This window comes from Nocardioides sp. Soil796, from assembly GCF_001429525.1.
GTDB lineage: Bacteria > Actinomycetota > Actinomycetes > Propionibacteriales > Nocardioidaceae > Nocardioides.
Genome location: NZ_LMSQ01000004.1, coordinates 25,790 through 48,299, shown reverse-complemented (window position 1 = coordinate 48,299; position 22,510 = coordinate 25,790). Strand labels below are relative to the sequence as shown.

Below are 22,510 nucleotides of genomic sequence, written 5' to 3'. Positions count from 1 at the left end.
TCGGTTGTCGACATGCAGAAGCGATCGGCGGACTCCACGTGGGGGACTCGAGCGAAATCGTCTCGATCCGTCGGGGTCGTCAATTGTGTCTGCAGACGATGCCGTCTCTCGCCGCCGCGCCTCGCCGCGCCTTGGCTCGGGCACGGCCGGAGCCCAAAGCTTGCCGCGCTCGCATGGCTGTTAGGTCACGCGGCCGGTCGGCCATTTCCACATCCGTGGTCGCGGCAGCGCGGATCTTCGACACATGCGGCGTCGTTCTCGGTAGCGTTCGGGTCGCTATGGACGTTGGTCCCGGCGCGACCCCCGCGCAGATCGAAACCTTGGTCAAGGCGGTCCGTGTAGCGACTGACGTTGGTCGAGCCGCAGAGTTGCGTCGCGTGCGTCGCGCTGCGTCCGAGCGCTTGAAGTTTCCGACCGATGAGGAGCTGGGCAGCGCGCTTGAGCGGTTTCCGCAGGGGAGCGAGTCGAGCCCGTTCTATCGCGCCCAGCGGTTGCTCGAAGTCCGCGCCTACCTCGAACAGGAAGCGCGGGACTTGCCGCCGGATCTCTGGTGGGACTACTGGTACAGGCGGCGCCGGCGCACGAAGTCCGCTTTCTCTGAGCTATCGGGTACGGGCTACGAACGTGCGTTCGCTGGAGCGACAGGTCCCTGGCTGGGAGGCATGTCGACCGGGCTGGATGTTCTCGATCCCGAGCTGTACCTCGCCCTAGTCGCCGATGAGGTCGCCCGCCTTGCCCCCGCTGAAGTGACAGTCCGCGAGCTTTGTTATCGCAACCCGTTTGGTGAAGAGCTCGCAGCCGTCGGTGCGGGAGCAGAAGCGCTCACGAAGGTCGCCGGCGTCATCGAGACAGCCGCGACGCTCGGCGATCGGAAGAAGATCAAGAGAGCGGAGGCGGCGGTCGCGGAGGCTACGGTTGAGGACCGTGTCGAGACATCCCATCTCGATGTCGCCCTCAAGCAGGAGCAATTGCGACAGGCCCGACTGGCCAACGAGATCGCAGAACAGGAACTACTTGCGAAGCGCATTCAGAACGCCCAAGCCCTGGAGGCGTTGAACGCCCATCGTCGACAGCAGGATCTCGTTGAGCACTTCACGGCTGCGGGTCAACTCGATGAGGCTGACGCGATCGCCGCGCTGCAGCCATCGGAGGGACTGCTGCACGGATAGGTGACATCTGAATCTGCGTCGATGTGTCGGCGCTGGAAGGATGTGCACCATGCCAAAGGCGTTCCCCAAGGAGTTCCGTGAGGACGTGATCCGGGTCTACAAGGACTCGGACTCCTCCGTCGCCCAGGTCGCGAAGGACTTCGGCATCTCGCCGTCGTGCCTGAAGCGGTGGCTCACGATCGACGAGCGAAAGTCGTCCCAGACGTCGAGCAGATCGAGCGTCGAGGCTGATGCGCTTCGTGAGGCGAACAAGCGGATCAAGCTCCTCGAGCAGGAGAACGAGGTCCTGCGCCGCGCGGCGGCGTACCTGTCGCAGGCCAACCTGCCGGGAAAATGATGTACCCGCTCGTCCGCGAGCTGGCCGCTGACGGTGTCCCCGTCACGGTGACGTGCCGGGTCCTCAACATCGCACGCCAGCCCTACTACCGCTGGCTCGCGAACCCGGTCACCGACGCTGAGCTGGCGGCGGCCTACCGCGCCAACGCCCTGTTCGACGCCCATCGCGACGATCCCGAGTTCGGGTACCGGTTCTTGGTCGACGAGGCAGCCGAAGCCGGCGAGCCGATGGCTGAGCGGACCGCCTGGCGGATCTGCTCCGAGTTGGGTTGGTGGTCGTCGCACGGGAAGAAGCGCGGCAGCACCGGCAAGAAGCCAGGGCCGCCGGTCCACGACGACCTCTGCGCCTTCGTCGACAAGCACGGCGTGACCCGCCACGAGTTCAAGGCTGAGGGCCCGAACGAGTTGTGGCTGGCCGACATCACCGAACACTGGACCGCGGAAGGCAAGCTCTACGTCTGCGCGATCAAGGACGCCTACTCCAACCGGATCGTCGGCTACTCGATCGACTCACGGATGAAGTCCCGGTTGGCCGTCGCGGCGTTGAACAGCGCGGCGTCCCGGCGCGGCGAAGTGGCCGGCTGTGTGCTGCACACCGACCGCGGGTCGCAGTTCCGAAGCAGGAAGTTCGTCCACGCCATCAACCGTCACGACATGGTCGGGTCCATGGGCCGCGTCGGAGCTGCCGGCGACAACGCAGCCATGGAGTCCTTCTTCGCACTGCTGCAGAAGAACGTCCTCGACCGGCGTCCCTGGAACACCCGAGAGGAGCTACGGATCGCGATCGTCACGTGGATCGAGAAGACCTACCACCGCCGCCGCAGGCAGGCTGCTCTCGGACGGTTGACCCCGGTCGAATACGAGTTGATCATGACGACAACTGCCACCCAGGCGGCCTAACCAAAACTGTCACCTGTTCGTGCAGCAGTCCCGGACGCATCTGCGCTTGGTGAGTTCGCGGTGCGACAACCCGTGCTGACCCAGGCTGTCGAGCCCGACCCCAGCGACGAGTGACCCGCCATTCGTGGATGGCCTGCCGCCGATGCCCGGAGCGGTGGACCTTCGGCAATGGCAACATCGGCGCATGAAGTTCAAGGAGATCATCAACCGGGTCAACGGCGTCAGTTGCCCGATCTCTGGCGTGCAGTGGGACCCCGGCACTGCAGACGTCGAAGTCGCCCGGAAGGTGATCGCCTTTGTGGAGACCCGGCGCGTGCTCTTCTCCACGTACACGAACGAGGTCCCCGAGCAGTGTGTGACGTCCGTGCTGGAGATTCGAGCATTCCTCAGCGACTTGATCGGGCAGGGTCGCATCGCCGACGAGTTGTCCGGGCCCTTGAAGTTGATGCGCCGCTACTGCGTGCGGTTCCTCGAACGCGTCGGAGCCGTCGAGCGACCGGAGTCCGCGACACGGCACCTGTTCCGCGATCCCGACTGGCGCATGAACGACTACTGGTTCGGTGAGGCGCTAGGTGAACTTCGATCAGGCGTGGGGTTGCAAGTCGCGATCATCGCGGCGTCGTTCGGGCTGGACGTAGACGACGACCTGGCTCAGACCCTGCCCGCACCGGATGGTGGCCGTGACTGACGACGACCTCAGCGCTCTCCGTTCTCAGATCTGCCACCTTGCTGCTGACTGGCTTGCCGGGGCGGGCGACAGTCTGTGGGTGACCGCATGGGCTACGCAGGACAGCGATACCGAAGCCGTTGCGCTGCTGACGCAGATGGTCGGGCAACTCGGTCAGGAGGCGGCCGACGCGTTCGACCGTGAGCGCTGGTACGCGGCAACCGCCCTCACGCGGCAGATCGTGGAGGCGCACTACCTCATGGCCGTGTTCCGCGACGACGCATCGCAGCGGGGTCGGTGGCTATCCGCGTCGACCAACCGCATCGAGAAGTCGTTCCGACCGGGCCAGATGCGACAGGCAGGCGGGTTCAGCCCCAGCGAGTACAAGCAGCACTGCACGTGGGGAGGTCATCCGAACCCATCGGCGCGGTGGCTCCTTCCGAACCACACGGGCAAGGTTCACCCGAGCATCCTCATGGCCGACCTCGGTATGCACTTGACCGAGACGGTGGACCTGCTCGTTGCCGTCCTCAAGATGATTCCGAGCGCGGACGCGCTCGTGGAGCACCTCCCGCCGCAAGGCGACCTGCCCGATACATACCGACAATGGCGTGCCGAAGACCCTCTGTCCGGTCGAGTCAAGATCCCTGATAGCCCCGCCGACCTCTAGGGCGCACCAGACCCGATCAAAGTCGACTCGGCCAGTAGATCTTGAGCAACTTTACGTTTGCTCGAGATTGGCTGCATCTCGACATCGGTTGTTGTTGGTGGACCCGGGAGGCGGCGGCGTTCTCGGGCCGAGATGCGCTCGCAGTTCACCCAGAGCGCTTCCTGGCGAAGGTTCGAGGGCAGATTCAGGCCTTGAGGCGACCATTGGTTGCCCCGAGTTCGTCCAGAGGGATTCTGAGCGAGGTGCTGTCACCGCGCGGGCCCCGCGTGATCGGGGCCTGTTGGCGGCACGTCGTGGCCGGGCCGGGGCGGGGTGGTTGGCGCTGCGAGTCGCTGCTCGGCTGCTCGGCGTCGGGACTGGGGATCGGCCTTGGCTGTCTTCTTGCGCTCTTCGGCGTTGATCTCATCGATGCGGGCCTGGGCGTAGGCCGGGCGGTTTTGGTCGCGCTCCATGCTCTCGGTGACGGTCTGGTGTTCGAGGATGCCGGGCGCGAGGTGCAGCTTCTGGCGGAGACGCTCGAAGCCGTCGAGCCAGTGTTCGGATCCGCGGGATCCGAGGATGCGCGCGGTCTGGTGGATGAGCTTCTGGCGGACGTCGGTCTCGGACCAGTGTCCTGCGGTGCGCAGCAGGTGGTCGATCATCGCGTCTCCGAGCGGGGACCGGTTCTCGACAGCGGCGGTGATCGCGTCGGCACCCTGGGTCTCGAACAGTTTGGCCGGGTCCAGGCCGTCGGGCAGGTCGAGATGGGTGGGGTCGAGGTCTGCGGCGGTCAGGTGCCAGAAGGCCTTCTGCGCCGACTTCCAGCCGGCCGGGTCGGAGTCGGTGGCCACGGCGATGCGGTCGCGGCCGTTGACCATGTCGATGTGGGTGCGCAGCAGCTTGATCTGGTTGATGGTGAGCGCGGTGCCCATCGGGGCGATGCCGACGGCGGCGCCTTTGCTGCCCAGGGTGATGGCCAGCGCGTCCATGGGGCCTTCGACGATGACTGGGAGCGCGCCGTGGGCGAGGCGTTCGCGGGCTTCGGCGTATCCGAAGAGTGCCTCGCCCTTGGTGAAGATGCTGGTGTTGCGGGTGTTGAGGTACTTCGGTCCGGCGAAGTCGTCGTCGGTCTTGGTGGGGTTGCGGCGGCCGACGAACCCGAGGAGCGCCGCTCCTGCGGGGTCGTGGGGGTCGCGGATGGGCATGACCAGTCGGTCGCGGAAGAAGTCGCGGTAGTACGTCGTGCCGTCGTCGCGTTCACGCTGGGCGACGAGGCCGGCCTGTGCGAGTTCGTCGAGGGTGGCGCCCTGGTCGGTGAGGTGGCGCATCAGGCTGCGGCCACCTCCGGGTGCGTACCCGACGGTGTAGGTGGGGTGGTCGCCGAGGTCGGTCCGCAGCCGCTCGCGCAGGTAGCCCGGCGCCCACGAGCGCGGGTAGCAGGACTCGAAGTAGGCCAGTGCCTGCTGGTTGAGTTCGTGGATCCGCTCGGCAGGGATCTCGTTCGGGTCGGGGAAGGCGTTCTCGGCGGTGACCTCGTCGGTCTGTTCCCACGGCAGGGGCGTCGCGTACGGGTCCTCGACGTACGGGTAGTCGATGGCCGCGATGGCGTCGTACGACGTCGGGTCGTGCTCGTCCGGTGGCGGTTCCCGGTCGATCGGCTCGGTGGCGAGGATGTCGTAGTCGTCCGGGGCGGGGGAGTGGGCGAGAGGGACGTCGGTGTTGTGGGGCTGGTCGCGGTAGAAGGCGGCCATGAACTCGTCGGCGTCCTCGGGTGGCAGCAGGTCGGGGTCCGCGGGGATGTCGGCCTCGGGGTACGGCGCCTCGTCGTCGCGGGGCGGCGGCGCTTCCGTCGGCTGGTCGGTGAGCATGGCGATGCGGAGTACGAGCGCGTCGGCCACCTCGACGCCCGTCAGGCTCCCGTCTTGGGGGACGCCGGCCAGTGCGCTGGAGAGGATCTCGGTCGGGGTCCAGCCGTGGTGCTCGCAGGCCTCGTCGACCGCCGCCACGAGCGCGGGCCAGGCGGGAGCGTTCTGCAGGTAGTCGGCCTTGGTGGTGCCGACGAGTTCGGCCAGTGCGGTGCGCCATGGGGGCTGCAGCAGGTTCGCGGAGTGCTCGTCGGCGCCGAGTGCAGCCGGCCCGAGGTGGGGAACCATGCGCCACCACAGCGCGGCGGCCTGCTGCTCGTCGGGCAGTGGCCGAGCGGCCGCGGCGGTGTCCGTGTCCGTGTCCTGGTCGCCCGAGAGGGATGGATCGGTGGCCAGTGCCTGCTTGATGTAGTCGGTCACGGGCAGCCCGGCGCGCTCGAGCCGGGCGAGTCGCTGGCACAGCGGGGTGATCCACGGGTCGGCGCGAACGTTGTCGGGCAGGACCTGGTACCAGGTGCGCTGGGAGAAGGGGTAGCTCGGACGTGCCGCGCGGACGGCCCGGTTGAGCTTGGCCTGGTAGGCGCCGGGGGCGCCGATGGTGCGGTCGCCGGTGGGGCGCAGGTCGTTCTCGTCGGTCCCGGCAACGGCTCGCCAGACCGCGAGGTCGGCCCGCAGGTCGGCGTCCTCGTCCTCGAGGAAGGGCTGTGCCCACACGGGTGCGGTGGCGCCGGTCCATCCCCGAGCCTGTTCGCGTACGGCGTCGATCTGTTCACGCACGAGCTGGTGGTAGGCGGCCGTGAACGGTCCCCAGTCGTGGGCCTCGGCCAGCCGGGCGGGGATGCCGGGCAGCCAGGGCAGCGGCCCGTCGGTGGGCGGGGGAGCGTCCGGGTCGTGTGGCCGGGCCGCGGTGAGTTCGGTGACGAGGTCGTCGATGCGGGCGTCGAGCACGGCTGCGGGGTCGCGTGCATCGGCCAGCGAACCGACGCCCACGGCGGCGGTCAGCAGCTTCAGGGGGCTGTGCTCGTCGAGCGCGATGAGCGCGAGGTGGGAGCGCAGTGTCGGCCAGGCTGGGGCCTCGGTGAGTCCCGTGAGGAGTGTTTCGGCGTGCGCGTCGATCTTGTCCATGCCGAGCGGGCCGATGAGGTTCTCGGCGCCGGCAGTGACGGCGTCGTGGTAGCGGGCGGCCATGTCGCCGAGCAGCTGGTGCGGGTTGGTCTGCTCGCGCAGCGTGGTGGTCGCGGAGACCGGCGAGCCGTCGCGGCGCAGCATCTCGGCGATCCGGTCGAGTGCGGTCGGCGGGATCAGTGCCTCAGGCCTGATCAGGTTGTGCGGGTCGCCGTCGCTGGCGACGTTGAGGTAGAGGTGGTTGGCGAACTTGCCGCGCGACAGCGCGACGTAGAGCAGGTTGCGGTCTTCGTCACCGGTGAGGACGACGTGGCAGGTGCCGGTGGTGATGCCCTGTGCGCCGTGAACGGTGGTGGCGTAGCCGAGCTGGACGGTCTTGGAGACGTAGTCGGCGGGCAGGGTGATGGTCTTGCCGAGTTGGTCGTGGACCACGGTCAGGGAGCCGTCGGCGTTGACCATCTTGACGTGCCAGCGGTCGCCGTTCTTGACCCAGTTGGTGCGGCTGATGGGTAGGCGGCGGTCGTTCTCGCGGGTGATGATCCGGTCACCTTCGGACACCTTGGTGCCGTCGGCCAGCGTCAAGACGGGTCCGATCTCCTTCTCGTCGAGGGCGGCGAGGCGGTCGTTGCGGGCGCGGGTGTTGAGCTCGGCCACGATGTCGCGGGTGGGCGCGATCAGGACTGAGTCAGTGCCGTCGGTACGGTCGGCAGCCCACGCGGCGTAGGCCTGGTCGGCACAGGCACCGAGGTCGCCGACATGGATGCGGCCCCGGTCGGCGTAGAACGCGATCGCCGACGGGTCGCCGTCGCGCAGCGCCAGGGTGGCGGCTGCTTCGGCGTGGTTGAGGCTGCCGTCGGGGTTGCGGAAGCGGTGGACTTCGCTGAGGGTGACGGCGCCGATCTGGTGGGCGATGTCGCGTAGGACGCCGCCGGCGGCGACCGAGGCGAGCTGTCGGTCGTCGCCCACGAGCCGCACCTGGGCGCCGCGGGAGGTGATGTAGTCGATCGCGGCCGCCAGATCGGTGGTCGCTGCCATGCCCGCCTCGTCGATCAGGACGAGGGTCTTGGGGTTGATCTTCTCCATCCACGTGGGTGCTCCGCCGTTGTTGGCGTGCCACACGAGCTTGGCCAGCGTGTCGGCGCGAACCTTCTTCCGGCCCGGGCGCCACGGCCCGTTCAGGAGTCCCTTGGCCCTCGCCGCGGCACCGGCGTCGCCGGCTTCGGGGTTGATGGAGGCGCCGAGTTCTTGGGCGGCGACCGCGGACGGGGCGAGGCCGATGACGGTGCCGCCGGAGTCCTGCCAGGCGCGGGTGAGGACTTGCATGGCCGTGGTCTTGCCGGTACCGGCGGGCGCGAGGGCGAGCTGGACGGCGCGGCCGCTGGTGGCCATCTCACGGACCAGGGACTGCTGGGCGGCGTTGAGCTGGAGCTCGTTGGCGGCGGCTTCGGCGATCGCGATGCCGACGCGCACCTCGCTGATGGTGCGGCCGCCGGTGCGTCGGGCGGACTCGACGATGCGCCGTTCGGCGTCGATCACGGCCTGGGAGGTGTACTGGCGGACGCCGGCGAGGCTGTAGACGCTGACGATCTCCTCACCGTCGCCTCCGTGTTCGGGGCGCTGCAGCGGAGCGGGGATCGGCACGTCCTGCTCGGCCGCAGTGGTCGCGTGGGTGAGCGGGTCAGGGTCGTTGAAGGCGATGGAGTGATCGCCGATCGCGGTGGCCACCACGCGGTCGACGGCGGCGTCGAGGTCGGGCAGCCGGACGCCATGGGCACGGGCCTGGCGCTGTGCCTCGGCGCGCAGGTGCCAGACCTGCCAGGTCGCACGGTCCTCGGCGACCCGCGCGACGACACGCTGCGCGGTCTCGGCGACCCATTCGTCGGTGACGTCCTGGGCGTCCGGGCGGTGGCCGAGACAGTCCTCGACCATGTCCCGGACGGCCTGCTCACCACCGATGATCGCGGCGGCCTCGGCCAGCCACGCGGCCCGCTGGTCGGCCTCGGCGCGGGGGGCGTGCTTGGCCTGGCGGGTCTGGTCCCAGGCCTTCTCCGCGAGGGTAACGGCCTCACCTTCGGTCGGCGGCCGACCGTGCTCGGTCTGGAACGCGGCCGCCAGCTCGCGGCGGCGGGCCTCGATGGCACTGTGCCGCTTGGACCAGGTCTTGGCCAGCCGCTCGTCGACGCCGACGATCTCGCGCACGGGCCGCTTGTCGACACCCTTGTCCAAACCGCTCCTGCGGTTCTCGAAACGAACCCCCAGCCGGGCGATGAGCTCGGACTCGATGAGGGTGTTGTACATCTCCGCGAGGGTGACGTTGGCCTTGTAGAGCACCCGTCCGTCGACCGCGAGCCAGCGGCCGGTCTCGTCCTGGACCTTGTTGCTGACCGCGACGTGGGTGTGCAGGTGCGGGTCGGAAGAGCGTGCGTCGCGGTGGGTGAACATGCCCGCGATTAGGCCCTTCGCCTTGACCTGCTGGAGGCCGCCGCGGCCGCGGCGCGTGAACAACACCTCCTTCTCCAGCCACGACAGCGTGGCCTCGACAGCCGAGTGATGGGCGGCCTCGATCTCCTTGGCGACGTCGCGATCGGCCAGCGCCCACAGCGTCGAGACCGACTTCACCGGGGCGAAGGTGAGGTCGTACCCAGCCACCGCGGTGGTCTGCTGGCGGGTGGCCTTGGCCATGAAGGAGCCGCGCTCGCGGTCATCGATCGGGGCCCGACCGTGCTCACGGAGGAAGTGCTCGTTGCCCAGTTCGGTGCGGATCTTCGCCCGCACGTCGGCCGGAACCAGGGTCTTCCAATGCTCACCGTGGGCCAGGTTGTAGGCGACGTAGCGCTTCGCGGTCTCCTGGATGAACTCCGGCTGGTTGCCCAGGTACCGGGCGAACACACGGCCGAGCTGGGAGGCCTTCTTGGCATTCTCGATGCTCTTGCCTGCGTCCAGGGCGGCGTTTTCCAGCCGCTCCGCGTCCGGGTGACGGCCCTCGCCGAACAGGTTCCGCATGTGGGTCTCGGTGACCTGCGAGCCCACCTCGAGGTCGAGCGCACCGAGACCCGCACCGAACCAACGGCCCGGTGACTCGCCCTTCTCGGCGTAGTAGTCGGCCAGTCCCGCATGGCCGCGGTCGGTCGCATCGTGCACGGCGACCTGACGGGTCAGGTACGTGTACCCGTCGCCCGCGGTCAGCTTGTGCACACCCATCACGCCATGGAGAAGCAACCGCGGCGACCCGGTTTCGGACACCTGCCCGGCACCAATTTCCGACAGTGCATGGGGTGCGAGGGATCTGGTGAGTCTGGAAAATCTGAAAGTCGAGTTTCTGGCTGGGGTTGGTGGTGGTCGAAATTCGTCGGGGTCGAGGTGTCCGATCTGGGTCGGTCGAGGTTGCTTCTTGCTTGTGAAGGGGTCGCGGTGGATTTCCGCGACGTGACGATCAAGGAAGAGGTGATCCCCGATGGGGAAGGCGACGCAGGCACTGGCGGGTCGCGATCGGGCTCGGGATACCCGGCTGAAGGCGGCGCGGGAGCGGCGACTGCAGTTGGACCCGGACCAGCTGGCCCGGGAGCGGCGCATCGACGAGGCGTCGGTCGACGTGGAGGTCGCCTGGGAGGAGAGGGCGCAGGCCGAGCAGGCGGTCACGGATGCGGAGATCGCGGCTGCGGCCGCGATCGAGCGACTCCTCGCGGAGCGGCTCGCGGTCAAGGATGTCATGCAGCTGACCGGACTCGACCAGGCGACGGTACGTCGACTGCGTCAGCTCGAGACCGACTCCAACGACGACGCCGGCACCACTGGTGAGGGTGCCGACGTCGAGGTGGCGTGATGGCGAGCCAGCCGACCATCGTGACCGGCCGCAGGCGGCAGCACGAACTGCTGCGGTCGTGGTCGGGCTGGCCGCTGACCTCGATCCTGATCGACCCTGCCGAGGTCGCCCACGCCCGGGAGGCCGGCTGGTCGGGCACCAATCACCACGACCCGGAGACGGGGGAGCGGATCGTCGGCACGGCTGGCGGGCTCGGGTTTGGCGTCGACGGCGGCTGGCACAACCCGGTCGCGGTGATCCCGTGGACAGAAGTCGAAGCGATCGCGCGGGCGGTGCCTGATGAGGTCCGTCAGCAGTTGGTGGAGTTCCGGGAGAGGTGGCGCGACCACCAGGTCGCCTACCCGCGCTTCGTCGCGAGCGCGGACGCGATCGGGTGTGGCCCGATCGTTCCCGGGCAGCCACTTACGGCACGTCAGGAGGCCTACGTGCGCGAGCACGAGGCCTTCGAGGCCAGCGGCGTGCTGCCGGCCTGGGAACAGAAGCGGGCCGTCCTCGACGCGGAGCGGCTGGACCTGCACGCCCGGGCGCTCTCCGTGGACGCCGATTCGGAGGCCGGTGACCTCCTCGAGCTGCTGGACGACCAGAAGGTCGACGGGAGCGCGGAGAAGCTGGGCACCGCGGCCGCGGCCGGGCCGCCGTCGTCGACGGATCGGCCGGCGCTGCGACCGCCCTCACCCGGCACGACCCCTGCGGCGCGGGCAACGGGATCGTCGAGCCCGATCGCGCCAGCCACGGGAGGAGTGGGCCGATGATCGCGAGCAAGCCGGTCCGACTCCTATCGCTGGCGATCGTGGCACTGGTGGTCCTCGCCGGCGTACGGGGCATCGTCGGCGGCATCGGGTCCAGCGGCGACCTGTTCGAGGGCGCGGGCGCCGACTCCGTGGGCGCCGGCAAGCGGACACCCGGCGTCGTCGCCTACGTCTTGGACGGCGACACGGTCGAGGTCACCACTCCCAATGGCCGGGACGTCCGAGTGCGGTTGCTCGGCATCAGCGCACCCGAGCTCCCGCATCCGGGCAAGCCGGGGGAGTGCTACGGCTCCCCATCCACGCGACACCTCAGGCAGCTCCTGTCGGTCGGCACGCAGGTCACGCTCGTGAGCGACCCGACGCAGGACGACGTCGACACCTACGGGCGCTGGCTGCGCTACGTCGAGGTAGGTGGGCGCGACATCGGACGGGCGCAGATCCGGTCCGGTGCCGCCGCGGCCCGGGACAGCTCAGACCCGGTCTCGCGCCACGCAGCGTACGCGCAGGTCGAAGACCAGGCCCGGGAGCGCGGGGCGGGGATGTGGACGGCATGTCGCTGACCAACACGCCGGGACTGATGACGGCGAAGGGGTTTACAGACGGTATAGGGGGACTATACCGTATAGGGAGGCTATACCCCAGCGGCACGGGCCGCATCCGTTAGGCGTAGGAGGTCACCAGATGAGCAGCTGCGAGGGATGTGCGCAGAAGGGACACGGGCCGGAGGAGTGCGCAAACCGGGGTCTCCCGATGTGCGCCCAGACCTGTACCTGCCGGCATGGGGCGCCTGAGGCCGACCCGGCTCCGTACTGGACGGCAATCGCCGCGGTCGCTGATGGCGGTGTCGCATGAACGCCGAGGACCTCGCTTCGATCCGCCGGCGCCTGGACGCCGCCACCTCCGGCCCGTGGCGCGGGGTGGGTGACCAGGTCCGGGCCACTGCCGCCGACGCACTGATCGAAGACAACATCCTCGTCGCCTACTACACCGGCCATGACCACCGACTCGGCCTCAAGACGACAGGTGTCGCGGCCGACGTCGACCTCATCGCGCACGCCCCGACCGACATCGCCGCGCTGCTGGGCGACGCGGAGCGGCTGATCGAGATTCGGGACTTCCACCGTGAGTGGGGCAACCAGGACACCGACACCCTCGACCTCCTCACCCTGTGGGAGCAGCTCGGCCGACTGCTGGGGGTGACCCCGTGAGCATCTACGTCATTGCGGAGCACGGTTCCGCGTACTTCACCTGCGACTTCATCGGCGGCAAGCCCGAGCACCGCTCGGCGTGCCGTGCCGCCATCACGGTTCGATCCAACCAAGGCGCACTCTGGCTCGATCCGTCGTGCGCAGAGCTGCCCATTGACTGGGTCCGCGCTAGCGGCGGGCACTTGTGCGGCGAGCACGCTGGCCGCGTACCCAAGGACGGCCACGTCGCGGCGCTTACCTTCTCGGGGAGTGCGTCATGACCGCCGCACAGTGGCGCCCGGCGCTGCAGCGACGTCGGTTCAAGCACGACACCCTCGTGGCTGTCGACGCCTTCTCGGGCTTCGGTGGGCTCACGCAGGGGATCGAGCTGGCCGGCTTCGACGTGATCATGGCGGCGAACCACAACGAGTACAAGGTGCGGGTTCACGAGGCCAACCACCCGAACGCTGAGCACTGGATCGCCGACCTGGTCAACAGGGAGGCCTCCGACTACCACTCCGCGCGAGACCTTCCTGCCGCGGACCTCTTCACTGCGGGCATCAGCTGCGTCAACCACAGCCAGGCGAACACGCAGAAGGCGTACGAAGAGGGCCTGACGCTGTTCGACCTCGAGGACGCCGAGTACGAAGCCCGCGTCACCCGGTCCGAGCGTGACCGTGCGACGGCGATCTGCGTTCTGCAGTACGCCGCCCAGCACCACCCGCGGGTGATGCTCATCGAGTGCACGACCGAGTTCGCGTCCTGGGGCCAGCTCGTTCCCGGCAAGCGGAAGGTCGGCGACGGGTCGACCTACCGGTGGTGGCTCAAGCAGCTCGGCCTGCTGGGGTACAACCACAAGGTCCTGTACCTGAACTCGATGTTCTTCGGTGTCGGCCAGTCCCGCGACCGCGGATACTGGGTCTTCTGGGACAAGAAGCTGCCCGCGCCCGACCTGGATCACCGTCCCGAGTCCTGGTGCGAGAAGTGCCAGACCATCGTCCAGGCCGTGTGGTCGTGGAAGACCGGCGTCCCGCCGACCGGCTCGGTCCGGTATGGCAAGCAGTACAACTACCGATGTCCGTCGTGCTACCGCGAGGTCATCCCGCCGTCCACGCCCTCGCTCGACGCCCTCGACCTGTCGAACCTGGGCACCCGGATCGGCGATCGGGCCAAGCCCCTCGCCGCCGCGACGATGGCGCGCGCCGAGCGGTGCCGCCATCCCGATGAACCCCTGGGAGGGATGACTGATGCCGAAGCGGCTGCGTCTCAGGAAGAAGCAACGAGGGCGCTACGAGGTGCGGATCGACGGAACCTCCGTGGGGGACGTCCGGGGCAACCGGGGCGATTGGTGGGCGCTCCCGGTCCATCCAGTTGTCAGCAACACCTACCTGGTGGCGGCGTTCCCGCACGTCCCGAACCGCTACGGGCTCTGGACGGACCCTGACCGGATCGCCCCGCTGGCGAGCAGAACGGACGCGGTGGCCGTGTTGTGCGACATCCAGGGAATCCCCCAGTCCATCGCTCTCGATCTGTTGGCCGGTAAGCCGATGAGCACTGCGCAGGACGATTGGATCACCCGCGCACTCCGGGGCTTCACCGGCGTCGAGGTCTATGAGTCGTTCACGGCGGCGTGGCGTGATCGCCACCCGTCTGGCGGGGAAGGCCGATGAGCGCCGAGTACCGCAGAGCGAGCACGACCTGCTTGACCCCGAAGCCTTCATGGCCGCGATGCGGGAGGCTCGACGTGACTGAGCAGGACGTCGGTGGCGCGCGCTTGGGGCCGTTAAGGTCGGCAGCATGCAGCCCGCCGATGTGACCGCCGTGCCGGCCGAGGTGGTGGAGGACGTGCTTCGCGACCCGTCAGGTTTCCTCGCCGCGGCCGCGGAAGCAGCACCAGGCTGGGCGTCTCGGTACGGCGGGCCGGAGGGCGTTGCACAGCTGACGAGCGCTCTGCATGACCATCTGGCCCAGCTGACGAAGACCAACGCCGAGCTGCGAGCCGCGACGGTGGTCTACCTACGCACCCATCCGGGATTGTCGCTGCTGACGATCGCGCGGCTTCTCGGCGTGACCAAGGGTGCCGTCCAACATGTCATGCGCCGCGCCCAGGAGGATTCGACGAGCGGGTCCGGGACCTTCGCGCGGCTCGCGACTCCCGGCGCCTGGCGTTCCTGACGACCACGATTCTCATTAACCATCCCCGGGCCGCCGCCTCCGAGCTCGTCTGCGCCGACCACACAGCTCAGCCTGGTCGCTAGCGGTCCGGCGCGGTCCAGTTCGGGTCGACAGGCACCGGTATGAGCTGGTCGATGCGGAGCCAGTCCATCTTGACCACGGGCTTGAGAGAGGCGTCGTCGTGCCAGACCACCAGGGCCTCCCAGTGTCGGCCGTCGCGCTTCCAGTCGAGGATGAGCCCGCGGGACGGCTTGAGGCGCCCGGCGTTGCGTATCAGGACGAACCGCACGTCGGCGTACGGTCGCCACGCGTCGTTCTTCGGCGGGTTGGCAGACACGACATCACTCACTCGGTGCTGAGGAGCTCGGCCGGGACCCACTCCTCGACCGTGGCCCAGCGCCCTGGTCGCAGCTGCGCCACGTAGACGACTCGGCCCTCCCACAGGTGGCCAGCGCGGCGCCACTCCAGGAGCAGGCCGGGGAGAGGCTGCGAGCCGTCGACGGGCACGCTGACCCAGCAGTGCCGCCCGGGGTGGTCCTGCCCTCCGGCCGCGCTGCTGTGGGCCGGCGGCCGCGCTGGCTCTTGGGCCTGGTCGACGCGCACACGGTCCTTCAAAGGGATGCCAGCCCCGCGCCCGTAACCGCCTGCCATGCCTCCTAGAGTAGAACAGGTGTTCGACCAGCACCGCCGGAGCGGGTTCGTACGCTGAATGAGTGCCCACCCGCTGGGAGCCCATGCTGGCCAAGCCTGCAGCCACGCTGCCGGCCGGCTCGGCTCTGCCCGGCGGCACCGTCTACGAGCCCAAGTGGGACGGCTACCGGGCCATCCTCGAGCGGACACCTGAGGGCTGTCGGGTGTGGTCCCGCAACGGCGCTGACCTCACCGCCGGCTTCCCCGACATCGTCGACGCCGCGTGCGCCCAGCTGCCGCCGGGCACCGTGGTAGACGGCGAGCTCGTGGTGTGGAGCGCGGGGCGCCTGGACTTCGCCGCTCTAGCCCCGCGGCTGGCCTACCGCGGCCGCCGCCGGCCACCGGCTCGGTTGGCGCCTGCGACCTTTCTGGCCTTCGACCTACTGGCCGCCGACGACGCCGACGTGCGGGGGGAGCCGTTGCGGGTGAGGCGGTCGCTTCTCGAGCAGTGCGCTGCGGACTGGCGGCCGCCGCTGCAGTTGACCCCGCAGACCGCCGACCCCGCCCAGGCGAGGCGGTGGCTGGAGGAATACGCCGCGGCCGACGTCGGCGTTGAGGGCCTGGTCGCCAAGGGCGCCAGCCAGCGGTACCTCCCCGGTCAGAGGGGTTGGGTGAAGTTGCGGATCCGCAACACCCGCGAGGCCATCGTCGGCGCGGTGATCGGTCGCGTCGACCAGCCAGAGCGGTTGATCCTCGGCCTGGTCGACGACGCCGGCACGTTGCGTGTGGCCGGTGCGACCCATCCGCTCAGCTTGAGGGAGTCGGCCGAGCTTGCCGCGGTGCTCGTCGGCGCCGATGACCACCCTTGGCCGCTCGAGCTCAGCACCCGCCAGCTGGGGCGGTTCAGCCGCGAGCCGGTTGCGATCACTCGGGTGGCTCCGACGGTGGTCGTCGAGGTCGAGGCAGACATGGCGTTCGAGGACGGGCGGTGGCGGCATTTGACCCGTTACCGCCGCGTGCGGTGGGATCTGCGCGGCTAGCTGCGGTCGACGGCGGAAGTGCGCAGCATGCGGCCAGCTCTTCGGGGTATGCGCGCGCTACGGCGCTGAAGATCAGTGCGTCGCGGTACGCGCGCCACACGCGTCCTGCGGGCAGACGTGGCGGACGCTGGCGGTGTCCGTGCTCGTGTTAAGCAGTAGCGCAAACTTGCAGCCCTCAACGAGGCCGAACTCGGCGGCGACCGCGCGCAAACTGGAGACCTGAGCATTGCTGGTCATCCGCGTGACGCGCACCTCGCCGTGTCCCTCGGGGAGGGCAAAATATCTTGTCGACGGAGCGGTTCTGAGGCCCAGATGCCAAGTGAGCCAGCGATTCACGGGTATGCCGCTGCCGCGAAGGATCTCGCGGTCGACTACGAGTTCGATACCCACCACGTCTCCACTGGTCTTGATGTTCGAAGGCTGCTTGGGTTCCGTGTCCTCGACGGGGACAGCCCCCCGTTCGGCCAGGTCATACAGGCCGGCGGCGTTAAGCCCGATGAGGTTGCTCGACAGGCACTGATTCACCCGCCAATCACTGACGGGGTAACGGCGCTGTGTCTCAACGCGGAGCTGGTCAACAGGCAGCGGCCCGAGATCTCGGAGAACTTCAACCAGGGCATCAACGGCGGAGCTATAGCGGTTCTCTGAGCCGGGGACACGCCAATCGGAGAGCGCCCAAGTGCCTTCTGGTCGAACTTGTGAGAAGGCTGGGTCTCGTCGCATGTTCTCCCGCGCGGCATGTTCACTGCATCCAGCCTGTACTGCGATCTCGTCCGCAGGTCGTGGTTCGCCCTCGAGCTTGAGCCAGAGATACGCCACGTCTCGGGTGAGTCGCGCGGGTCGAATCCAACCCAGATCGTGGGCGGCCAGTTTGCTGTTGCTGTGCGCGAGAACGCTTCGCCAATCGAGGTCCTCGGAAAGGCCAAGCTCGGCGGCGGCTTGATCAGCTTCCTCGTGGGTCAGGGGTGCGAGCTCGACCATTCGTCCCAGTTGTTGTCGCAGCTCGTTCGGCCGAAAGGTCCAGAACTCGGAGAGCGCCCCAGCCCAGGTGCGGGGATGGCTGACACCCAAGGTCTTGAGCAAACACCCCAGCGCGGTCGTGGAGTGAGCGTCCACAAGCGTCGCGATGTGACGATCCGCCACGGCCGGGGAGTCGCCGAGCTCCGTGTGCAAGGCGGAGAGGAGTTGCGGGGCTCGTTTTTCCATCGCGCGCACGAGCGCGCCTTCAGACGCCTTCTGTACCTGCCGGACGCGTTCGCGGGTGAGGTTCAGAGCCAGTCCGATCTCGTCCAGTGTCTCCCCAGCGAGGCGCCGACGGAGGATGTCTCGGCTGCGTTCAGGGAGAGCCGCCCAAGCGTCGTCGAGCCACGCGCGAGGGCCGAGGTCCCCGTCGCCCAGGTCATCGACCGTCTCGGCGCAGCCGCCAGCGCTGGGCGCGACCGCGCGGCTGCGCTGATCCTGGGCGGAGTCATCCGCCGATCGAGGCGAGAACACGGCGACCCAGTCGGGTTCGGCAGGCTGATCGTCGCTCATAGTGAAACGTGGACGAGCCGGAGGTCGCATCGCCCCGCGAGTCGTAAGTGCGCCTTCTTCTCGTTGGCTGGAATGGGCCTGGTGAAGGTCTCGATCACACAGATCACCCACGGTCGATGATCGCCCTCAGCACTCGCTATCAGGGCGGCCCAGCACAGGTGCTTGAGGTCGCGGGCCTGAGCCCAGGTCAGGACGGTTTCCTCCTCCCCCTTGCGGGCGGTTAGGCGGAGTGGCTTGGAGCGGATGGTGTCGGGGTCCAGTTCCCAATCTGAGCCCAGCACCTTACGTACCAGGGCTATGGGCACGTCCTCGGCGCCGTCGACCAGCCCCGCGTACTTGCCGACACCACTGAGGGACCGACTCCACTCCTTCATGGGTCCGTCCTTGATCCAAACGCGCGCGTCGCCGTCGGAGAGGTACTCCCGCAGGCGGCCGCCGACCTCAGGATCATCCACCCACTTGGCGTACTGGGCCGAGTGCTCCTGCGGCGTCAGGCTCGCCCAGTCGAGCTTCTTTGCGTCGGCATATAGGCGCGTGACCACCTTCGTCTCTACTTCACGAGGAATGCGCATCATTCGAGACCGATCGCTGTTGGGAACTGGAGGCGTACCTCATCGGCCGCTGTCTCAAGGTCGGCGGCGTCGCGGATCCAGTAGTCGAGGAGCGTGCCGGCGGTCTCGTCGTTGAACGTGATCTGTGAGCCACCGGAGAGCGGGAGTGAGAGTTCCTCGATGTCTCCGCCCCGGATCGCCGCAAGGGTTCGCTTGAGGTCCAGGCCGGCGGCGACGCGCCGCACGTCGGTGACGAAGTCAAGCACCTTCAGACTCTCCTTGCCCTCGCGCAGACGGAGGCCGCGGCCGAGCTGCTGGACGAAGATTCGTCGGCTGTGGGTAACACGGAGGAACGCGATGAGGTTGACGTCGGGTACGTCGACGCCTTCGTTGAACACGTCGACGCACGTGATGATGGGAACCCGGCCGAGCCGGAACGCATTGAGCAGGATCTGACGTTGTTGCCTGCTGAGCCCGCTGTGCAGATACGAGGCTCTGCGCCAGCTCTGATCCGCGCCAGCGAGCAGAGTGGCCATACGCTCCGCATGCTCGATCGTCTGGCAGAAGACGATGGCCCGCGGGTCGCGGATCTCCCGCCAGGCCTGCCTGAACTCGTCGACGATCTCCTCGTCGCGCTGCGGAAGGAAGAGTGCCTTGTTGAGTTCCTTGATGGAGTAGCCGTGCTCGCTGGCGTGGCGGACGAAGTCCCAGTCGAGGTTGTCGACGTACATGCGGTAGTCCACTTGGGCGAGATAACCGTCCGCCATGCCTTCGGCAATGCCGAGGCTGTACGAAGGTTGACCGAACCTGGACGTGATGTCGAACTTGTCACCTCGCCAGGGCGTAGCCGTGACCCCGAACTGGCGGGCGTCCTGACACTCGTCGAGGAGTTGGGCAAACATGCCCGTCTCTCCGACGTGGTGGGTCTCGTCGATCATGATCAGCGATGGACGCCAGTCCGTTCTGACAAGGCCAAGCACTGAATCGATCGTCGCCACGGTGACGCCTTCGAATGAAGTGGGTCTGGTGTCGCCGGTGAGGACCTGGGTTGGCACTGACTTGTCCAGGTGACGCCACAGGGCCTTCTCGAGCTGCTCGACGAGTTCCTTCATGTGGGCGACGACCAAGATCCTGGCGTCTGGGTGGCTCTCCAGATGACGCCGTATCACCTCGCCACCGACCACCGTCTTACCGAGCCCGGTCGCCAGTACGAGCAGGGCTCGGTTCGTGTCCTCGAGGTCCTGCTGAATCCGCTCCGCCGCTTCAAGCTGGTAGGGGCGCAGCTCGTACTTAGATGGGACGCGTTCGGGCATCTTCGCGTAGATGGCCTCAAGGGTCGGGCCAGCCCACGCGTCGACCTTTATGCCGATCCCGCCGAGGGCCTTGCGACGTGCCTCGGCGGTGGCGTTGAGGCTCGTATTGGTGACGACGACGGCATGGTCCGCTCCGTAGCGCGACCGGGCCCGCTCGGCGTCGTCGACGCCCGTGCGGTCCACGGCGCCTCTGCTCGAGAACTTGCACTGCAGCACCCACTGCTCGCGGTCCCGGACCGCCAGGATGTCCGCTCCCTCGTCGCCTGCGCCGTCGATGATTCGGACGTCGGTGAACCCTAGGTGCCAAAGCGCCCGCTCGGTTGCGAGGGTAAGTCCTCGTGGGCCGCCCGCGAGGAGGGCGCGAGGGGCAAGGAACCCGCTCACTGCTCCTCCGGGGCGAGTTCTTGCTGGAGGAGTTGGAGGCTCAACCGCGTCCGGCGAAGCTGGCTGACGCTCGGTGCCGCCTGGAAGGTGAGGAGTGTAGCGACGTCGTTCAGGTAGCCCACCACGCGCGCGAGGCTGAGACGCCGTGAAGAGGGGGACGTCAGGGAGGTGTAGGGACCCGCGAAGACGTTCCCCTCCATGAAGGGTTCCGGCCAGTTCTCCAGCAGTTTCACCAGGTAGAGCGGAGGGGCGTAGAGCAGGAACCGGCCGCTTCCTACCAGCGACGCGGTGAGTGTGTCGCCCCCGTCTGCGATCAGGGCGTTCTCGGTCTGCGTCTGCTCGTCGGGGTCGAGGTAACTCAACGCCCGCTGAGTGTCCGAGTTCACGTTGTCCGCCATGCGCTGTCGGATGTCGGCCAGCAGCTCGGCGGCCTGCGCGCGGATGACGGCGGGGTCGACTGCCGTGTCCGGCAAGCAAGTTGCGCGCAGCCGTGCCGCGATCTGCGAGTGGGTCAGGTGGCTGTCGGCCTTCACCTTGAGTGCCGCACTCACTTCGGCCACCACCAGTTCGGCGGGCTCGAGGCCGAGCTTGGTAAACGCCTCGTGCGTCAGGTCGATGAGGGCCGTGGCGGTCCCTCCTGGCCCGAGCGCGAGCCAGATCGGCGTCGGGTGGTTGTCGGCGTCCGCGATGTGTTCATGGAGGGTGCGCGTTTCGACCTGAAGCTGTCCCAGGTCGGGTAGTCCGAATATGCGACTCAGTTCCGGCATGATCTCGCTGGAGCCCACGTATCGGGCGAGCCGCTCTTGGACCGTTTCCGGCTTGGCCGGCGCGCTGGGTTCGGGTTCGGGTGTGGGTTCCTCCGTCGTCGAAGGTTCCTCGGTAGAAGTGGAGCCCTCTCCTCCCAGCGCGGCGATCACCGCATCTTCATCGGCCTGGTCCTTGGAGTCGCCGGTGGCTTTCGCCAACTTGGCTGCCTCGACGCGCTCCTCGTGGATGAGGACCTGTGCCCACCACTTCTCGTCTGCCTGGTAGTCCGGGTCGCCGGCCCAGAACTTGCGCGCCCACTGTCGAGTCTCCTCGTGCAGCGGCCGGTTACCGTCGCCGGGGACCAGACACCTGCGCCCGGCGGCGTTCCTGCGATATCCCTTGTGGAGCCGGGCAAGGGGGGAGTTGTTCTCCGGGTATCCGGCTGCCTTGGCCTTCTCAGGCTGAAGCGGGGCCTCTCCGCGCAGGTAGTCGACAGCTGCCTTCCAAGCGCGGTCGCTGTACTCGAAAGCGGTCTTGTCGTAGTGAACCGGGACGTAGTCGAGGTGGATCTCACCGATCAGCCGTCCGCCCTGGTTGACCAGCTCGATCGGGTACTCGACGTCCACGCCAGCGGTCGGGTCGTTCGGATTGGTCCAGTTGAACAGCCGCTTGTCGTACTGCAGGATCTTGCGTCCGTTGCGCAGGAAGTCGATCCCGAACTCGCGCTTGTCGAGGTGTCGTTGCACGCCGAGCCAGCCGTGCAGGCGCCGTTCGCGCTGACGGAGTTGGGAACTGCCGCACTGGTCGCAGGTGTCCTTGCCGAGGTTCTGCCAGTTGCCACATATCTCGCAGGCGTCTGCGGGCTGGAAGGTCTGGTCGATGTCGATGTACGCCGGGATCTTCTCGGCGCTCGCCCCGCTGCCGTAGATGATGAATCGGTCGTCGCCCCAGCGGCATAGCTTCCGAGGCTTGACCTTGGTCCCTTGGACCCATAGCTCGTACGGCTTGTTGTCCAGGAGCCAGCCGTATACCCGCCCCAGGGTCGTGCGGAGGTTCTCGGCGTTGCGTTGGAGCCATTCGGCTCGAGCGAGATGCAGATTGCTGACGATGATCTTGGTGCCGTGCTCGCTCGGGTCGTCCTTGGGCTCGGTGATGTCTGGTGCCTCGAAGTCGGGGCCGAGCTTGTCGAGGTCGATTTCGACACCGATCCACTCCGGGTCGCCTTCGCGGGTCGTGAGGACGCGCGTGCGGCGTCCGAGCCGAGCGGTGCTCACGTTGAATCCCATGCCGAACAGCCCGAGCTTGTCGAACCTGTCGTTGCTGGACCACCCGGCTTTCACCGCCTGCTCGAGCGTGGTCCGGGTCATGCCCCGGCCCGTGTCCTTTACGACCACTTCGGCTCCAGCGAGGCTCGCGCCAGGCCCGGGGAGGGTCACGCTGACCTTGTAGCCCCCAGGCCAGGAGTGACCGCCTTCGATGATGTCTGTGAAGTCGTCGAAGGCGTTGTCGACGAGCTCGGCGATGCACTGCCACTCGTCAAACTCGATCTCGCCGAGCATCCGAAGGATGCGTGGTGAGGGGGTGATGTCCATGAGTGCGGTGGCCCTTTCAGGTCGTGGGGCTCAGGGCCACAGTCGGCCCCTGTGGGTTGTCTGCGTGGACGCGGT

At 67.9% G+C, this 22,510-nt stretch carries 19 protein-coding genes; 12 read left to right on the top strand and 7 right to left on the bottom strand.

All coding sequences use genetic code 11. From position 1 onward, the window contains the following. Positions 1-278 precede the first annotated feature (278 nt). The 4 genes from ASH02_RS02285 to ASH02_RS02265 all read left to right on the top strand — a co-directional run bounded on the left by ASH02_RS02285 (position 279) and on the right by ASH02_RS02265 (position 3,742). Positions 279-1,169 (top strand): hypothetical protein, encoded by an 891-nt coding sequence (locus ASH02_RS02285; RefSeq protein ID WP_156409688.1) that lies wholly within the window; start codon positions 279-281, stop codon positions 1,167-1,169. A 49-nt stretch (positions 1,170-1,218) separates the two neighbouring features. Next, a protein-coding gene (locus tag ASH02_RS02275) for an IS3 family transposase (RefSeq protein ID WP_156409687.1) occupies positions 1,219-2,405 on the top strand; the annotation gives its coding sequence in 2 pieces (ribosomal slippage) (positions 1,219-1,497 and positions 1,500-2,405; 1,185 coding nt in all). A 142-nt stretch (positions 2,406-2,547) separates the two neighbouring features. Further along, a complete protein-coding gene (locus ASH02_RS02270) occupies positions 2,548-3,093 on the top strand; it encodes a DUF6650 family protein (RefSeq protein ID WP_235538945.1) in 546 nt (181 codons plus the stop codon). After that, positions 3,077-3,742 (top strand): hypothetical protein, encoded by a 666-nt coding sequence (locus ASH02_RS02265; RefSeq protein WP_057294206.1) that lies wholly within the window; start codon positions 3,077-3,079, stop codon positions 3,740-3,742. The genes ASH02_RS02270 and ASH02_RS02265 overlap by 17 nt, the downstream gene beginning before the upstream one ends. Positions 3,743-3,990: 248 nt before the next feature. Here the strand turns inward: ASH02_RS02265 and mobF are convergent, their stop codons facing one another. Next, entirely contained in the window at positions 3,991-9,912 is a 5,922-nt protein-coding gene (gene mobF / locus ASH02_RS02260) for a MobF family relaxase (RefSeq protein ID WP_057294205.1), read from the bottom strand. Between the two features lie 253 nt (positions 9,913-10,165). Between mobF and ASH02_RS02255 the strand changes: the two genes are divergently transcribed. The 7 genes from ASH02_RS02255 to ASH02_RS02220 all read left to right on the top strand — a co-directional run bounded on the left by ASH02_RS02255 (position 10,166) and on the right by ASH02_RS02220 (position 14,645). Next, the gene (locus tag ASH02_RS02255) at positions 10,166-10,534 is read left to right on the top strand and encodes a hypothetical protein (RefSeq protein WP_057294204.1); all 369 of its coding nucleotides are present in this window, start codon (positions 10,166-10,168) and stop codon (positions 10,532-10,534) included. After that, positions 10,534-11,286 (top strand): hypothetical protein, encoded by a 753-nt coding sequence (locus ASH02_RS02250; protein ID WP_057294203.1) that lies wholly within the window; start codon positions 10,534-10,536, stop codon positions 11,284-11,286. The genes ASH02_RS02255 and ASH02_RS02250 overlap by 1 nt, the downstream gene beginning before the upstream one ends. Beyond that, positions 11,283-11,843: a thermonuclease family protein gene (locus ASH02_RS02245; RefSeq protein ID WP_057294202.1), complete on the top strand. Its 561-nt coding sequence runs from the start codon at positions 11,283-11,285 to the stop codon at positions 11,841-11,843. The genes ASH02_RS02250 and ASH02_RS02245 overlap by 4 nt, the downstream gene beginning before the upstream one ends. Positions 11,844-12,131: 288 nt before the next feature. Continuing rightward, positions 12,132-12,491, top strand: coding sequence for a hypothetical protein (locus ASH02_RS02240; RefSeq protein WP_057294201.1), 360 nt, complete (start codon positions 12,132-12,134; stop codon positions 12,489-12,491). Then, on the top strand, positions 12,488-12,751 hold the full coding sequence (locus ASH02_RS02235; RefSeq protein WP_057294200.1) for a hypothetical protein: 264 nt from the start codon (positions 12,488-12,490) through the stop codon (positions 12,749-12,751). Before ASH02_RS02240 ends, ASH02_RS02235 begins: the two co-directional genes overlap by 4 nt. Further along, positions 12,748-13,914, top strand: coding sequence for a DNA cytosine methyltransferase (locus ASH02_RS02230; protein ID WP_235538943.1), 1,167 nt, complete (start codon positions 12,748-12,750; stop codon positions 13,912-13,914). Before ASH02_RS02235 ends, ASH02_RS02230 begins: the two co-directional genes overlap by 4 nt. A 353-nt stretch (positions 13,915-14,267) precedes the next feature. Then, a complete protein-coding gene (locus ASH02_RS02220; protein WP_057294198.1) occupies positions 14,268-14,645 on the top strand; it encodes a hypothetical protein in 378 nt (125 codons plus the stop codon). Positions 14,646-14,724: 79 nt separating this feature from the next. Here the strand turns inward: ASH02_RS02220 and ASH02_RS02215 are convergent, their stop codons facing one another. Together ASH02_RS02215 and ASH02_RS02210 are read right to left on the bottom strand one after the other, a co-directional pair. Then, positions 14,725-14,982: a hypothetical protein gene (locus ASH02_RS02215; RefSeq protein WP_156409686.1), complete on the bottom strand. Its 258-nt coding sequence runs from the start codon at positions 14,980-14,982 to the stop codon at positions 14,725-14,727. 8 nt (positions 14,983-14,990) lie between these two features. After that, entirely contained in the window at positions 14,991-15,296 is a 306-nt protein-coding gene (locus tag ASH02_RS02210; RefSeq protein ID WP_057294196.1) for a hypothetical protein, read from the bottom strand. A gap of 62 nt (positions 15,297-15,358) precedes the next feature. Here ASH02_RS02210 and ASH02_RS02205 point away from each other — a divergent pair, with 62 nt between their 5' ends. Next, positions 15,359-16,315 (top strand): ATP-dependent DNA ligase, encoded by a 957-nt coding sequence (locus ASH02_RS02205; protein WP_156409685.1) that lies wholly within the window; start codon positions 15,359-15,361, stop codon positions 16,313-16,315. 72 nt (positions 16,316-16,387) lie between these two features. Here the strand turns inward: ASH02_RS02205 and ASH02_RS02200 are convergent, their stop codons facing one another. The 4 genes from ASH02_RS02200 to ASH02_RS02185 are packed head-to-tail and all read right to left on the bottom strand — an operon-like array spanning position 16,388 to position 22,435. After that, entirely contained in the window at positions 16,388-17,848 is a 1,461-nt protein-coding gene (locus ASH02_RS02200; protein ID WP_057294194.1) for a sigma factor-like helix-turn-helix DNA-binding protein, read from the bottom strand. Next, positions 17,845-18,420: a hypothetical protein gene (locus ASH02_RS02195; protein ID WP_156409684.1), complete on the bottom strand. Its 576-nt coding sequence runs from the start codon at positions 18,418-18,420 to the stop codon at positions 17,845-17,847. Before ASH02_RS02195 ends, ASH02_RS02200 begins: the two co-directional genes overlap by 4 nt. Continuing rightward, the gene (locus ASH02_RS02190; protein ID WP_057294192.1) at positions 18,420-20,096 is read right to left on the bottom strand and encodes a DEAD/DEAH box helicase family protein; all 1,677 of its coding nucleotides are present in this window, start codon (positions 20,094-20,096) and stop codon (positions 18,420-18,422) included. Before ASH02_RS02190 ends, ASH02_RS02195 begins: the two co-directional genes overlap by 1 nt. Then, positions 20,093-22,435: an ATP-binding protein gene (locus ASH02_RS02185; RefSeq protein WP_057294191.1), complete on the bottom strand. Its 2,343-nt coding sequence runs from the start codon at positions 22,433-22,435 to the stop codon at positions 20,093-20,095. Before ASH02_RS02185 ends, ASH02_RS02190 begins: the two co-directional genes overlap by 4 nt. Positions 22,436-22,510: the final 75 nt, after the last annotated feature.

Bases quoted from the DNA above. Each gene is read 5' to 3' on its own strand.
- ASH02_RS02270 (WP_235538945.1), top strand. From the start codon at position 2,548: ATGCCCGGAGCGGTGGACCTTCGGCAATGGCAACATCGGCGCATGAAG.
- ASH02_RS02210 (WP_057294196.1), bottom strand. From the start codon at position 15,296: ATGGCAGGCGGTTACGGGCGCGGGGCTGGCATCCCTTTGAAGGACCGT.
- ASH02_RS02200 (WP_057294194.1), bottom strand. From the start codon at position 17,848: ATGAGCGACGATCAGCCTGCCGAACCCGACTGGGTCGCCGTGTTCTCG.
- ASH02_RS02250 (WP_057294203.1), top strand. From the start codon at position 10,534: ATGGCGAGCCAGCCGACCATCGTGACCGGCCGCAGGCGGCAGCACGAA.
- ASH02_RS02220 (WP_057294198.1), top strand. From the start codon at position 14,268: ATGCAGCCCGCCGATGTGACCGCCGTGCCGGCCGAGGTGGTGGAGGAC.
- ASH02_RS02265 (WP_057294206.1), top strand. From the start codon at position 3,077: ATGGTGGCCGTGACTGACGACGACCTCAGCGCTCTCCGTTCTCAGATC.
- ASH02_RS02240 (WP_057294201.1), top strand. From the start codon at position 12,132: ATGAACGCCGAGGACCTCGCTTCGATCCGCCGGCGCCTGGACGCCGCC.
- ASH02_RS02255 (WP_057294204.1), top strand. From the start codon at position 10,166: ATGGGGAAGGCGACGCAGGCACTGGCGGGTCGCGATCGGGCTCGGGAT.
- ASH02_RS02195 (WP_156409684.1), bottom strand. From the start codon at position 18,420: ATGCGCATTCCTCGTGAAGTAGAGACGAAGGTGGTCACGCGCCTATAT.
- ASH02_RS02185 (WP_057294191.1), bottom strand. From the start codon at position 22,435: ATGGACATCACCCCCTCACCACGCATCCTTCGGATGCTCGGCGAGATC.
- ASH02_RS02285 (WP_156409688.1), top strand. From the start codon at position 279: ATGGACGTTGGTCCCGGCGCGACCCCCGCGCAGATCGAAACCTTGGTC.
- ASH02_RS02230 (WP_235538943.1), top strand. From the start codon at position 12,748: ATGACCGCCGCACAGTGGCGCCCGGCGCTGCAGCGACGTCGGTTCAAG.
- ASH02_RS02245 (WP_057294202.1), top strand. From the start codon at position 11,283: ATGATCGCGAGCAAGCCGGTCCGACTCCTATCGCTGGCGATCGTGGCA.
- mobF (WP_057294205.1), bottom strand. From the start codon at position 9,912: ATGGGTGTGCACAAGCTGACCGCGGGCGACGGGTACACGTACCTGACC.